This is a genomic window from Candidatus Ozemobacteraceae bacterium (assembly GCA_035373905.1).
Classification (GTDB): domain Bacteria; phylum Muiribacteriota; class Ozemobacteria; order Ozemobacterales; family Ozemobacteraceae; genus MWAR01.
On sequence record DAOSOK010000001.1, the window covers coordinates 175,743 to 189,701 of the forward strand.

Annotated in this window: 12 protein-coding genes; 9 read left to right on the forward strand and 3 right to left on the reverse strand. The window is 59.1% G+C overall.

The features are described from left to right. Window positions 1-31 precede the first annotated feature (31 nt). The 9 genes from PLU72_00775 (at window position 32) to PLU72_00815 (ending at window position 10,549) form a co-directional block, all read left to right on the forward strand. Window positions 32-1,255: a (Fe-S)-binding protein gene (locus PLU72_00775; protein HOT26687.1), complete on the forward strand. Its 1,224-nt coding sequence runs from the start codon at window positions 32-34 to the stop codon at window positions 1,253-1,255. After that, on the forward strand, window positions 1,252-1,899 hold the full coding sequence (locus tag PLU72_00780) for a ribonuclease HII (protein HOT26688.1): 648 nt from the start codon (window positions 1,252-1,254) through the stop codon (window positions 1,897-1,899). Before PLU72_00775 ends, PLU72_00780 begins: the two co-directional genes overlap by 4 nt. Further along, window positions 1,883-2,983, forward strand: coding sequence for a flagellar hook-length control protein FliK (locus PLU72_00785; protein HOT26689.1), 1,101 nt, complete (start codon window positions 1,883-1,885; stop codon window positions 2,981-2,983). The genes PLU72_00780 and PLU72_00785 overlap by 17 nt, the downstream gene beginning before the upstream one ends. Before the next feature lie 31 nt (window positions 2,984-3,014). Further along, the gene (locus PLU72_00790) at window positions 3,015-3,302 is read left to right on the forward strand and encodes an EscU/YscU/HrcU family type III secretion system export apparatus switch protein (protein ID HOT26690.1); all 288 of its coding nucleotides are present in this window, start codon (window positions 3,015-3,017) and stop codon (window positions 3,300-3,302) included. Further along, the gene (locus tag PLU72_00795; GenBank protein ID HOT26691.1) at window positions 3,295-3,663 is read left to right on the forward strand and encodes a YraN family protein; all 369 of its coding nucleotides are present in this window, start codon (window positions 3,295-3,297) and stop codon (window positions 3,661-3,663) included. The genes PLU72_00790 and PLU72_00795 overlap by 8 nt, the downstream gene beginning before the upstream one ends. 159 nt (window positions 3,664-3,822) lie before the next feature. Beyond that, window positions 3,823-4,485, forward strand: coding sequence for a hypothetical protein (locus PLU72_00800; GenBank protein HOT26692.1), 663 nt, complete (start codon window positions 3,823-3,825; stop codon window positions 4,483-4,485). A 114-nt stretch (window positions 4,486-4,599) separates the two neighbouring features. Next, window positions 4,600-6,249, forward strand: coding sequence for an SPFH domain-containing protein (locus PLU72_00805; protein ID HOT26693.1), 1,650 nt, complete (start codon window positions 4,600-4,602; stop codon window positions 6,247-6,249). Between the two features lie 278 nt (window positions 6,250-6,527). Next, window positions 6,528-9,176 (forward strand): SLBB domain-containing protein, encoded by a 2,649-nt coding sequence (locus PLU72_00810; GenBank protein ID HOT26694.1) that lies wholly within the window; start codon window positions 6,528-6,530, stop codon window positions 9,174-9,176. A 23-nt stretch (window positions 9,177-9,199) separates the two neighbouring features. Continuing rightward, window positions 9,200-10,549, forward strand: a complete 1,350-nt coding sequence (locus PLU72_00815; protein HOT26695.1) for an ATP cone domain-containing protein — start codon at window positions 9,200-9,202, stop codon at window positions 10,547-10,549. Between the two features lie 54 nt (window positions 10,550-10,603). On the opposite strand, the gene PLU72_00820 is transcribed toward PLU72_00815, so the two are convergent. The 3 genes from PLU72_00820 to PLU72_00830 form a co-directional block, all read right to left on the reverse strand. After that, a complete protein-coding gene (locus PLU72_00820) occupies window positions 10,604-11,005 on the reverse strand; it encodes a secondary thiamine-phosphate synthase enzyme YjbQ (GenBank protein ID HOT26696.1) in 402 nt (133 codons plus the stop codon). A 75-nt stretch (window positions 11,006-11,080) separates the two neighbouring features. After that, window positions 11,081-12,532, reverse strand: a complete 1,452-nt coding sequence (locus tag PLU72_00825) for an alpha-amylase family glycosyl hydrolase (protein HOT26697.1) — start codon at window positions 12,530-12,532, stop codon at window positions 11,081-11,083. After that, on the reverse strand, window positions 12,532-13,923 hold the full coding sequence (locus PLU72_00830; GenBank protein HOT26698.1) for a M28 family metallopeptidase: 1,392 nt from the start codon (window positions 13,921-13,923) through the stop codon (window positions 12,532-12,534). The genes PLU72_00825 and PLU72_00830 overlap by 1 nt, the downstream gene beginning before the upstream one ends. Window positions 13,924-13,959: the final 36 nt, after the last annotated feature.

Sequence of the window (13,959 nt, forward strand, 5' to 3'; positions counted from 1 at the left end):
GATCTGTTTCCGGGGATCGGCGGCTTGCTGGATGATACGATTGAAGTCGCGGGAGACCCTTCGCGAAAGACTCCGGCGGGAACTCGCCAACTGCGTGAAATGCGGCGCGTGCATGGCTTTCTGCCCCGTGTACCGCGTCGAACGCACCGAAACGGCGAACATGCGCGGCCGCCTGGCGCTGCTCCAGTCGATCGAAGCAGGCCGGAAGATCCCCGCCGATGCGGTCGATGCGGCGCTCGGAACATGCGCCGGCTGCCTGACGTGTCGCGCGACCTGCCCGAACAAAGTCGAAACCGGCCTGGCGACCACGATCGGCCGGGCGCTGCATGCCGATGCTTCGCCGAAGGCCCGTGTGCGACGCTGGTTTCGCCGTCTCGTCGGCCGGCACCCGGTCGGAAGACGACTGCTCGCATTGTTGGATATGCCGGAGCCATCCCGCCGGCCTGACGGAAAACCCGCTGGAACGATCCTCGGGATGCTGAAACGCGCCGTTCGCACATCGCGTGAGTATTCGCCGGAACACCCCGCCACCGATTCTGCCGAAACGAATCGAATCGATGTTCTCCTCGTTCCCGGATGCCGGCTTTCGGCGCGCCAGGAAAAAATAACGAAAGCTATAAAACTATGCGGGCGGGCGGGACTGGGGACGGCCATTGCGCCCGATATCGGCTGCTGTGGGCTTCCGGCGCTGACGGACGGGGATCTCGAAGGATACGCCGAGTCCGTCAGACGGTTGTTCGAAGAGATCGGCCGACGATCGCCGAAACGAATCCTGTTTCTCTGCCCGGAGTGCTGGTATGCCTGGCGCATGATCCCGGAGTTGTGCGATCTGAGCGAAGCGGCGAAGGCAATCTGGAACAACGGTGACGATTTCCTCGCTGCTCTCTCGAAAACAGGCTGGCAGCCGGGGCATCAACTGGAAAACCGCGTCGTTTTCCACGAAGCCTGTCTGTATGCCCGCGGAGGAGGAGACAAAATGGCGCCGTTCCGTCTGCTGGAGCGCGTGGTGTCGACCAAACCGGTCAATGCCGCCAGAGATGGAGCCTGCTGTGGTTCCGGTGGAGGACTCGTTCGAACGGCGCCGGGCATTGCGAACCGGATCGCTTCAGACCGGATCGAAGAACTGCGTCGGCTTGCCCCGGACACCGTTGTCACGCATTGCGGCCGCTGTCGCGATGTTTTTGCCGATGGGCTCCGGGCTCACGGGATTCGAACCGTCACGTTTCTCGATCTGCTCGAGGAGACGGACGGATGAAACACGTATGTGACATGTATGCTCTCGAAAAGGAGGCGCGGGGCGAAGGCTGGCGCCTCATCGCCGGCGGGGATGAGGCCGGCCGCGGGCCCTGGGCCGGCCCGGTTTTCGCCGCGTTCGCCATTCTCCCCGATCCGTGCCCGATCGACGGGTTGAACGATTCGAAGCAGCTTTCGCGTGACGAGCGGCGACGGCTTTTCGAAGCGATCAAGGCCGAAGCCCTCGGCTACGGAATCGGCCGTGCCGAGCCTGATGAAATCGATCGCTATAATATTCTCGAGGCGACACGACTCGCGTTCCGGCGGGCGTTCGATGCGATGAAGCCCGTGCCGGACTTCGTTCTGCTCGATTACATCAAACTCCCCTGGTTGAGGCTGCCGCACCGGGCCTACGCGAAGGGGGACGCCCTGAGCGCTTCGATCGCGGCGGCGTCGATACTCGCGAAAGAGGCTCGCGACCTGGTGATGGAGGAGTTCGACCGGCAGTATCCCGGATACGGCTTCGCGAAACACATGGGATACGGAACCGCGCAGCACCATGAGGCGCTCCAGCGTCTCGGACCGTGCCCGATCCACCGGCGCTCGTTCAAGCCGGTCAAGGCCCTGCTTCCATCGACGGAGTTCCGCAATGCGACTCTCTTTTGATCTTCCGTCGCTCGCGCTCTCCCCCGGGCAGTCTGTCAGGGCGGAAGTCGTCAGCAGCGACGAGAAGGGCAGCAACATCCTTCTCAACGGCGTTCCGACGAGAGTGAAGGAGAAGCTGGAAGCCGGGCAGAGTATACAAGGTCGTATAGAACGAACATCCGGCGGCCAGGCGGTCCTCACCCTTGGCGCCGAAGCCGATGTCACGGCTGAAGGCGCCATCGAAAAATTCTTCACGTCTCTTGGCGTCGCTCCCGGACAGGATGATCTCGCCATCGCCCAGGCGCTTCGTCGCCACGGCATTCCCCTGACGGGCGACTGGTTCCGCCGGGTGAGCGAGATGATGCTGAAACTCGGCACGGGAAGCGGTGATCGTGCAGCTCTCGACGCGCTCGTGCTGCTGCTGCGCTTCCGCGCTCCAGAGTCCGGCTTTCCGCTGCTGAAGGCATACGTCAACGGGGATATGCGGTTCGCCGCCCTCCTTTCGAACCTCGGTGCGGGAGAAGCGGAGCTGCTGAAAGCGAACTGGAGTGCCGGTCGTGTGCTCGATCACCTTCTCAAACTGATCGGTGGGCCGGGATTATCGACGAAGCCGGCTGCCGAGCTTCCCGCCTCGCTCGTCGATAATCTTGTACTCCAGGAACTGCTTTCGAATGCCCCGCAGGGAGTCGACGAGGGTCGCGTGTATTTTCAGTGGCCGATCTTCTGGGAAGACCAGGAGTTTCCCGATACCCTGGAGGGCGAAGCGTTCGTGCCTCCGAAAGGCCGCGAAGAGCAGGGCTACAGCCTCCGGATCCTCGTCCATCCTCCGACGCTGGGCGATATGGAAATCGCGCTACACAAGGTGGAAAAAGGTCTGTGGGTGCATTTTTCGACATCGAATCCCGAGTCCAGAGCGGCCCTGGGCGGGATGTTTCCCGCGCTCCAGGCGCGTCTGCGCGAACTTTCCTGGGCGTCGGTCAAACTGACCGTGGGCCATCTCGTTGCGCGAACGACCTTTCTCGGTCCTTCAGTCGCGGAAACGGCGGCTGAAAGGATGGAATCCGGGACTTCGCCGCGGCGCCGGGCACTCGACATTCGCGCATGATCATGGCGGCAGATATGGTATTCTTGGCCCGATGACGACGAAGCGACGGCCGTTCGACGAGATCGCGGTGGCCGTGAAATACCAGTTCGGCGTGGCAGGCGAGGCGCCGAAAGTCGTCGCATCGGGCCGCGGTCTGCTTGCGCAGCGCATCGTGAAGCTTGCGCGCGAAAACGACGTTCCGCTGCACGAGTCGCCCGCGCTGGCCGATTCCCTCGCCAAAGTCCCGGTCGGGGTCGAGATTCCGGCCGAACTCTGGGAAGCCATGGCTGAAGTGCTCGCCCACGTCTACGCTCTCGACGGAAGCAGGCGGAATGACTGACAGGCGCCACCAGCTCGGCGCATGGGGGGAAAGCGAGGCGGCGCGTTTCCTCGAAACGCTCGGGTATTCGATCGTCGAACGGAACGTTCGGACTCGCTATGGCGAGCTCGATATCGTCGCCCGCGATGGCTCGGTTCTTGTCTTTGTCGAGGTGCGAACGAAATCGAAAACGACGCACGGCCACCCTTTCGAGACCATCGGACCCGGGAAACAGAAGAAACTCATCGGGATGGCCCGCTGGTATCTGCACGCGCGCAACATCGGAGATACGGTCGATTGCCGTTTCGATGCCATAGCGATTGTCTGCGAGGAACCCGGACATTGGGTGGTTGAGCATCTGAAAAATGTCTTGTATACATGATCGAGAGGGTGGAATACCGGAATACCAACGGTGTGTGACACGAATGACGCGGTTGGCGGCAAGAAAGCCACCCTTGGCGCAGGCAGATTCTGGTAGAATGTCTGAAACACGCGGTTCCGGGCGGCGGTACGGAACGTGCTATTACCGGATGTGGGGGTGATGAACATGATGGGATTAGGGCTTGTGCATATTTACGGAGCGTTTTTGCTGTTTGGCGTCGGGTATGCCGTCCTGGTCACGCTGCTCGGCAATCTTGGCGGCGACCACGGAGGCGATGCCCCCGGAGATGCCGGCGATCTCGATGTCGGCCATGATGTCGGTGGCGGACACGATGCCGCTCCCGGCGACTCGGGAGAGGCGGGGGAGAGCAGCGCGGGATTGTCGCCCTTCAGCCCGCTGATGATCGCGACCTTCGCCACGCTGTTCGGCGGCCTCGGATTCATCACCCTTGGGATTTTCGGGTCGATTCCGCTGATGCCGCAGGTCGTGTCGAACGGTGTCAGCGTCATCATCTCGGCGGCGCTGGCCGTCATTCTGTCGAGTTACTTCTCGTTCTTTCTTGTCAAGCTGTTCGTGAAGACCGAGACGGGCGGAATGACCTCCACAAGCCGGTTGATCGGTTGCGAGGCCGAGGCGAGCCTGGACATGACGCCTGGGAAGGTGGGCGAAATCACCTATCTCCATGGCGGAAGCCGTCAGAACGGCATGGCAATGCTGGTCGAGGGCTCGCAGCCGGTGAAGAAAGGCCAGTGCGTAGAGATCGTCGCCATCAAGGAAAGTGTCATGTATGTGAAACCCGTCGAACCCCCGCCGGCTCTGTAATGGAACGGGTTTGGCGGCGTTGCTCGATCGATGCGGATTTGCTTGACGGTGTCGGAGCCCTGAGATAAGATTTTCTGACGCCGTTCTTACCCCTATACAAGAGGAGAGAGACTCATGGAAATGACGTCGATGATCATCGTGGGCGTGCTCGGAATTCTGCTGTTCGTTTTTCTCATTTTTATTCTCTGGGCCGGTCGCGTGCAGACCGTCGGGCCCAATGAAGTGCTGATCATTTCCGGCGGTTCTCACACCGTCGTCGATCCGAACGGCAACAAGCACACGCTTGGCTTCAAGGTCGTCAAGGGCGGTCGCGCCTTCGTCTGGCCGATCATCGAGAGAGCCGAACGACTGTCGCTCGAACTGATGACGCTCGAGATTCAGACCCCCGAAGTCATGACCAACTCCGGCGTTCCGGTCATGGTCGACGGCGTCGCGCAGATCAAGGTCAAGAGCGAGGAGTTCGCGATTCACACCGCCGCCGAGCAGTTCCTCGGGAAATCCAAGTCCGAGATCATGGGAATTGCCCATCAGACCCTCGAAGGCCATCTCCGCGCGATTCTCGGCACGATGGAAGTCGAGGAAATCATCAAGAACCGGGACAAGTTCGCTTCGAACGTCCAGGAAGTATCGGCGCCCGACCTGGCTCGCATGGGCCTCGTGATCGTGTCGTTCACGATCAAGGATATCCGCGACAAGCAGGGCTACCTCGAGTCTCTCGGGAAGAAGGCGATCGCCGAGCGCCAGCGCGACGCCGCCATCGGCCAGGCCGAAGCCCAGCGCGACGCCGAGATCAAGCGCTCCGAAGCGACCGCCAAGGCCGTCGAGGAGTCGAGTAAGTTCAACAAGCAGGCGCAGGTCACCAAGCTCGCCAACGAGACCGTCGTCGCCGAAGCGCATCGCAACAACAAGATCAAGGTTGCCGAATACGAGGCCGCCGTCAACCAGAAGAAGGCCGATGCCGACAGGGCCTACGATCTGCAGAAGTTCAAGGTCGACCAGCTGGTTCGCGCCGAAGAACTGCAGGTCACCGTCATCGCCAAGCAAAAGGAAATCGAGATTCAGCAGCAGGAAATCAAGCGGCGCGAACTCGAACTGGTCGCCACCGTCGAACGCCCGGCCGAGGCCGAGCGCAAAAAGGTCGAGACGCTGTCCCAGGCCGAGCAGTTCAAGCTGAAGACCACCGCCGAAGGTGAGGCCGAGTCGGCCCGCCTGCGCGGTCTCGCCCGCGCCGACGTCGAGCGTGCCGAAGGTACCGCCGCTGCCGACGTCTCCAAGATCAAGGGAAATACCGAAGCCGAGGTCAAGAAGAGCCAGGGTCTCGCCGACGCCGACATCATCAGGGCGAAGGCCATGTCGCAGGCCGAAGGCGTGAAGGCGATGGGTCTTGCCGAAGCCGAAACCCGGCGCGCGATCGGTCTCGCCGAAGCCGAAGCCATGGAAAAGAAGGCCGCGGCCTGGAAATCCTACAACGAAGCTGCCATCAGCCAGATGTTCATCGAGAAGCTCCCCGAGATCGTGCGTGCCGTATCCGAGCCGCTGAGCAAGACCGAGAAGATCATCATGATCAGCAACGGCGGCGACGGTGTCGGAGCCTCGAAGATCACGAAGGAAATCATCGACGTCGTCACCCAAGTTCCCCCGATGCTCGAAGCCGTCACCGGCGTCGACATGCGCGAGATGCTCGGCAAGGTGAAGGGCGTCGTCGCCGGCGAGCCTCCCAAGCCGGCACCGAACGCCCCGCCGAGTGGCAAAGCGAAGGGCTGACGTTCTTGGGATGTGAAGTCTGATACTGCGAGAACCCGTTTTGGAGCGACGAAACGGGTTCTCGCTCGTTATTGCGCGATCGTCAAATAATATATCAATGTATACAAATATCGTAAAGGTGTGAAACTATGATCAGGTTCCGCTCGTTTGTTGCAGCAACTTGCGTGATGTGCTTGATGACTGGGGCATCAGCGAACGGTCAGATGAGGCCGTCCGCCGCTTCCCTGGCCGGATTGCGCTCCTCTACCTCTTCGTCTCAATCGGTTCCGGGAAACCGGATGACGCCAGGGACGCTCGAACGGAAACCTGACGAAAAGCAGACCCCCCCTTCGACGACAGAGGTTCCTTTCGAGGAAGAGCTGGCGGTTGAAGACGAGATTGCGATCGTCGGCGCCGAAAAAGCAGCTGCCGAAAAGGAAACCGCGGCGAAGCTGAAAAAGCGGGTTGCCATTCTCGAAAAGCTTTTGCGGAAAAGGATCGAGAAGGAACTCACCGAGGAGGAATATAAAAAACTGGAGCAGGAAGCCAAGGAAGATGAAGAGATGCTCAAAGCCCTTGGCGAAACCTACCAGGAGAAGAAAGAACTCGCTCCGCGCGAGCCGTCGCTGGTCGACGAGGAAATGATTAGGCGCCGGACGGACCAGCTTCTTGGCCGTGAAATGGCAGACAAACCGTACGGCCTCGATTTTTTCACTGCCGGACGGGATGTCCTGACGACTCCCGACATGGTGTCGGTGCCGTCCGCATACATCCTTGGGCCCGGGGATGATCTCAAGATCATCATCTGGTCGGAAATGGGCGATGAGACTGTCTACGACGTCACAGTGAATCCCGAAGGCCAGGTGTATATCCCGATCATCGGTTTGCTGCGGGTCGCCGGATCGACGGTCGGGGAGTTCGAGCAGACGGTGCTGGGGAGTCTTACCGGGAAGTTCGCCCATTTCAAGGGGCAGGTGACGCTTACGAAAGTCCGCATGCTCCAGATTTTCGTCACCGGCGAAGTCGAACGACCCGGTGCGATGACGATTTCTGCCCTGTCGACGGCATTCCAGGCCCTCTATCAGGCCGGCGGCCCGAATTCGCGTGGTTCCATGCGGAAAATTCGGGTCATGCGCGGGAAGGACGTCATTTCAAATATCGACCTATATAAATATCTGATGACCGGCGACAAGTCGCAGGACGTCTCGCTGGAAAGCGGCGACACCATTTTCGTTCCCCCCGTCGGACCGCAGGTGGTCGTTCGCGGGGAAGTCGTCAGACCCGCCCGATTCGAACTGAATGATGAGAAGATGCTGGCGGACGTGCTCGCCATGGCCGGCGGAATCCAGCCTTCGGCAAATCCCCGCCGGATGAAAGTGTATCGCTGGCAGGGGGATCAGCGCAGGAAAATCCTGGATGCCGGTGCAACCGATGGGGCGGGTGCCCTTGCCTCATTCGAAATAAGCGGCGGCGATGAAATCGACGTCGAGCGCGCCACCGAAGACGTTGGCAACAGCGTTACGGTGGATGGAGCCGTGCTTCGCCCCGGCGAATACGCTGTCACCGAAGGCCTTACCCTTGGTGATCTGCTGAAGCGCGCCGGTGGCCTCAAAAGCGAGGAAGCAGCGGCATCCGGTCAGTTGATCCGCAAACTCGAGGGCGGTCGCGAGAGCATCGTCACGTTCGATCCCGCTGCCGCTCTCGCCGGGGAAAAGGACGCCGCGATTCCCCTTCATGGGCTCGATACCATAAGGATTTTCTCGAACAAAGAGGTTGAGGCGGATACGCGTGTCGTGACGATTTCCGGCGCTGTGCGTCGCCCTGGGGAATATATCTTTCGCGATGGAATGAAGATCCGCGATCTCATCCTGCGTGCCAAGGGGCTTACCGCTGACGCTGCCGGAGAGGCGGAAGTCGCGCGCGTCGCGAAAGGGCGCACCAGCGAAACGAAACATATCGATCTAAATAAAGTGCTGAACACTCCCAAAGATCCGGAAAACGTTTCGATCATGCCTCTCGACCGGGTCAACATCCTGGCGCGCGGCGACGCGTTGCTGGAATCCGAAGTCGTCGTGCTGAAGGGTGAAGTCAGGCGGCCGGGGCCATACGCCATCCGCCGACGCGGCGAAACACTGGAAGATCTGATCGAACGCGCCGGCGGCCTCACGGAAGAGGCCTTCCCGGAAGGTGCGATTTTCATGCGGAAAATCGCGAATATAGCCGACGATGAACAGCTTAAAGTTGCCGAGCAGGTGCGCGAGGAGTTGTTCCGCCAGGCTAACATCGATTTGCAGGCTGATCTGCTTCGTGCGGGTGCGAAAATTGACGTTACGAGTCCGCAGGGGAGAAACGAACTTCTTGGAGCGCCATCCGACCAGGCGGAGACTGTGTCGGGGAAAAAATCGGCGGTTCTTGTCCAGAGGCCGACACCCCGTGAAGAGACAACACGGGGAATCCCAGAAGATAAGCAGCAGAAATATGGCTCGCTTGAGCTTTCCTCTCGATCGATTCGCCAGGATGTTCTCAGAATTCCCGTTCGCCTGAAGGGGAAGAAAGAGCGTGACCGGGGAAAAGGCAATGGCGACGATGTTGTGTTGCGAAATGGCGATGAGATAACGATTCCGGCCATTCCAGACACGATTTCGGTCGTTGGTGCCGTTGTGAATCCGTCGACCCTGATGTATCGCAAGGGGATGAGCGCCCGTGGATACATCAACAGCGTCGGAGGGTTTGCCGGACATTCGAATCATCAAAAGACCGTTGTCGTTCGCGCGAATGGAGAGGTTTTCCCTCTCCACCGGGTTGGGCAGATCAAACGCGGCGATATTATCTTGGTGCCGCCAAAACCGCAACTGGTGCGGCGGAACAAACTGCAGGAAAGCGGGCAGATTGCACAGATTCTCGGAAATCTTGCCGTCGTCTATAAAGTGGTCATGAACGCAAACTAGGAAATCATAGAGGAGAATCGAGTATGAGTCCACATCTGGAGCCGATCAAGCAGATCGTGAAAAGGAACGGCCTCGTCGTGCCGTTCGACAAGGATAAAATCGTTAATGCAATATTTCAGGCCGCGACGGAGGTCGGGGGTGAGGATCGCAGATTGGCCGAAATTCTCGCCGAAAAGATCGTCCATCAGCTCGAACTGACGAAACAGCCGCCGGCACTCCCCAGCGTCGAGGAAGTACAGGATCTGATCGAGAAGGAATTGATCGAAGAAGGGCATGCGAAGACGGCTAAGGCGTTCATTCTGTATCGATACGAGCATGCGAAACTCCGCCAGGGACGCGAGCAATATACGGCTACCTCGGGAAACATTCCGTATAAGAAGATCTGGCAGGTCCTCACCTGGGCGATCGATCATGACTGCTTCAGCATCGATCGCATCAACCAGCGCATCGCGAACGGTACGTATCCCCGGCTCGTTCAGGAAGTGACCGAGAAATACGAGGCTGATCTCAAAGCCGCCGTCGATAAGATCATCGCACGCAAAGACCAGGTCAGAATCGTGATCATCGCGGGCCCGTCCAGTTCCGGAAAGACGACCACGACGATCAAGATGGGCGAGTTCCTGTCGCAGCATGGTTTCGAACTGGTTGCGATGAACCTCGACAACTACTTCTTTGATCTTTCGCATCATCCGCGCGACGAGTTTGGCGATTACGATTTCGAGACGCCCCAGGCGCTCGACCTCGAACTCATCAACCGCCACCTGGCCGAGTTGATGGATGGCAAAACCATCCAGATGCCTCGCTATAATTTCAAAACCGGGAAACGCGAAACGGAAACCGATCCCCTGAAACTCGAGAAGAACCAGATCCTGCTGCTCGACAGCCTGCACGGCCTCTATGGCCCCATGACCGACAGCGTGCCGGCGGAAAAAAAGTTCAAGCTGTATATCGAGACCCTGTGCCAGATCAAAAACAAGGACGGCGAATTCCTTCGCTGGACGGACATCCGGCTTCTGCGCCGGATGGTCCGCGATTCATGGCATCGCAGTTACGGTCCGAAGCAGACGCTTGAACACTGGCACTACGTGCGCCGGTCCGAGATCCAGCACATCATCCCCTTCCTGGGAACGGTCGACCACATCATCGATGGCTCGCTGGCCTACGAATTGCCGATATACAAGAAGCATCTCTTCAAGTGGTTCCCGGAATTCCTCGAGGCATACCGCAACGAGCCCAAACGCCAGGATGCCTATATCCGGGCCAAGCGTGTTCACGACCTGCTCGAATCCATCACGGTCTGGGAAGATGAGTCCGTCATCCCGAAAAACGCTCTCATTCGCGAATATATTGGCGGCAGTTGCTACAAATACTAATCAGGATATAACAGTTTACGCGGGGGCGCATCGCAATGCGCCCCCGCGTGCGTTTCACGATGCTAAAACACTGATCAGTAATTTGCGTGTGCGCGGGCCGTCAAATTCGCACAGGTAGATGCCCTGCCAAGTGCCGAGGACGAGGTCGCCGTCCTTCACAATGAATGGGTGGCACGACCCGAACAGGCTCGATTTCAGATGTGCATGACTGTTCCCTTCCGCGTGCCGGTCGGAATGGTCGTCGGTCGGGACGATCCGCTCGATGCGCCTGAGGATGTCGTTTATGACATCGGGATCAGCGTTCTCGTTGATGGTCAGCGCCGCAGTGGTGTGCGGAACCGAGACCAGAACGTGGGCTTCCTTCAGGCCGGACTTTCTCACCGCGCTGCGAACCAGTTCGGTTACGTCGACGAGCGTTTGAGGATGCTGTGTTTTCACCGTCTCTTCAATCAACATGTCTCTCTCACTCCATCATAAAATTATATGTGAACATATAGAATCGCAGAACGGGCGCGGGCGAACGCCGCGCTCCTATCCGACCGTGTACAGGACGCAGCCCTGGCCTGGCGCCAGCATGACCTCGGCGGACAGATTTCTGCCGTCGCTTTCCCGGAAATGGTCTCCGACGATTTCGCGAACGCGCTCCGAGCGCCTGATGCAGTTCGGCAATCGGAGCGGTCGAGGTTCATCGAGATTCATGTTCGCCGCCACGAGAAGATCGCGGCCGGGCACGCGCTTGACGTACCCCTTGATGTCGGCTGGAGAACGTTTCCAGGTTCCGAACGGAATCAGAACGCCATCGCTATTGAACAGCGGGTCGCCGGCACGCACACGCAGAAGCTGCTTCATGAACGTCGGAAAATCCGTCTGAATACCCCGTGCCCACTCGCCAGGGCCCGTTTTTAGCACGTTGATCCGTTCGAGAAGCGCATACTCGCTGCCCGCCGTAAACATCAGATCTGACGACATGAAGCAGGTCAACAGAAAATCCAGTTTCATGAGGGTAATGACCTTCCGGCGAAGGTCGTCCGAAACCTGTGACAGACTGCGAATGCCCTCCCTGTCGACGATCTCCCTGTGCAGAGCCTTGTCGTTCGAAATCTCGCCGTATTTTTGTCGATCGGCTAGGGCGAGCGCCTTCATGGCCGGCATCAGGACGTCGTGACTCGACCAGATGGCGCAGCTCGGCTTGCGGCCAGATCTCTTGTAAAATCGATATATATCAGAAGGAATATATCTTCCGCCGTCATACCAGTACATGTTGTTGAAATACCGCTCGGCGCCGGCAGCGAGACCTGACTCGGCGAGGTCGATCAACCGCGCCATTCCCAGGTTTTCCGCGACGAACCAGGTGTCGGGGTATTTCCGCTTCGTCTCGCGGACGATCGAAGCCAACCCGTTCCGGTCGAGGCCCCAGGCCGCGTCGATCCGTATCGCATTCACGTTCCTGTGTCCCACGTGGGGCACGATCACCTTGTCGAGCCAGTATCTGATCAATTCCGGGTTGCCGTTCTCGAGGACATACGCTCCCCAGTTGATCCGCACCCGGTTGCCATCGGCGTCGACATCGTCGGCGCCTGCTTCTGTCCCGCCTGTTTCATGCTGTTTGAACCAATGCTTCGCGAGATGTTCCGCCTGCTGGTCCGCATGATTGAACGGAATATCGATCATGCGGTCCATTCCCAGATCCCGCACCGCGGCCATGAAGGAGGTGAACCGGTCCCACGTGCCGAACAACGCGCAGGGGCGTTCGTAATCCTTCACGACGTACTCGGAGAAGCTCGGAAGGAAATGCGGCAGCAGCAGCATGACGTTCGCGCCGAGGTCGCGCGCGCTTCGCAAATACTCGAACATCGAAGCGGTGTCGGCGAAGAAACGATGGGGGAGGTCGACGTAGATTTTGCCGCACCGGTCAGCCGGAAGCCGGTCGAACGGCCGGCTTCCGTTGCCGGTGAAAAAGGTCGCCAGGGTCGGGGATGTCATCAGTTGAAATTGGTCGCCCTGTTCAGCGTCAGAAGAACGGCGAGCTGGCTCCGCGCGATCTTTTCCATGAGCGTCGGCTCCATGTTCGCGACGACATCCGTGGTTTTGTGATAATGCTTCGACATCTCCGGATACCCTTCGATCGTCAGGATGGCCGATGCTCCAATGTTCCAGAACGAGGAATGGTCGGAATACCAGATGTTCGAGTCATACAGCGTCTTGCTTTTGAGCCCCGTGTAGGTGAGGGCGGTGTCCTTGAATACGTCGATCAGCCAGTTGCTGCGGGTGTTGCCGATGACGGCGACCTCGTTGTCGTCCCTGTCGGCGATCATGTCCATATTCAGGACTGCTTTGATCTGAACGCCGGTTTGAGCGGCAAGGGCTTTTGCTACAGCCTTGCTTCCGAGCAGGCCGACTTCCTCGGCGTTCACTTCTGCGTAAATCACGGTATAGGGAAGGGGAAGCCTGCCTGCGACCCGTGCGACGTGAAGAACGCCGGCCGCGCCGCTGCCGTTGTCATCCGCGCCGGGTGCCGTCGCGTAGTTATAGCTGGAGACGGTGGAATCCATGTGCCCGCATACGACGATGACGGTATTGGGATCGACCGTGCCCTTCTGGACGGCGACGACGTTCATCAACTTTTTCGAACTGTAGGTGAATTCAGGCGTGGTGACCTCGAGGCCGCCGATCGCCTCGAATTGCTCGGCGAGCCACTTGACCGCCTCGGCATTCCCAGGTTGGCTGACCTGGCGGCTCTTGAAATTTTGGAGGGTTTCAACTGTTGCCGCCATGTCAGAAGCCGTGATCGAGGCGAGCTGGTCGGCGACGGCCGGATCGAATTTTGCCGCCTTGAGGGGCGAGGGCCATGCCGGCACGCGCTGACGGATCAGGGTTTCGTCGAGCGTGCTGTAGCGGAGCTCGAGCCCGATGAGCTTCGCCTCGTCTTCGGGCCGGATTCTGATGAAAAATGTATTTTTGTGCGAATACAATGGTTCGAACAAGTCGCGCAATGCTGCTTCCTGAGCCGACGTTTCAACCCAGACCATCTTCCATGACTCGGTCGCATCGTCGAGGCGCTTCTTGTCGAGAATCGAATACTGGATTTTCGCCTGGCGGAGACGTTCGAGCCGGACGAAATTCACATGCGTCAGATACCCTTCCGGTGAGGCGTAATAATATTTGCCAGCCGTTCGGAGAATCTGATCTTCGCTCAGCCGCGAAGGGGGAAGCTTCGCGAGAATCAGATACCCGATCTGGTCGACCCGCTTTTCCTCGCGGATATTCCGGATGAACTCGTCGAACTCGGATTTGGCATCGCCGCTCAGCGCAAACGCCGGTACAGTGATGGCGGCCAGAGACAACAGCACGCAGGCAAGAAACATACGTCGCATTCTCGATACTCCTTCACGGACGGTGTTGCATATCAT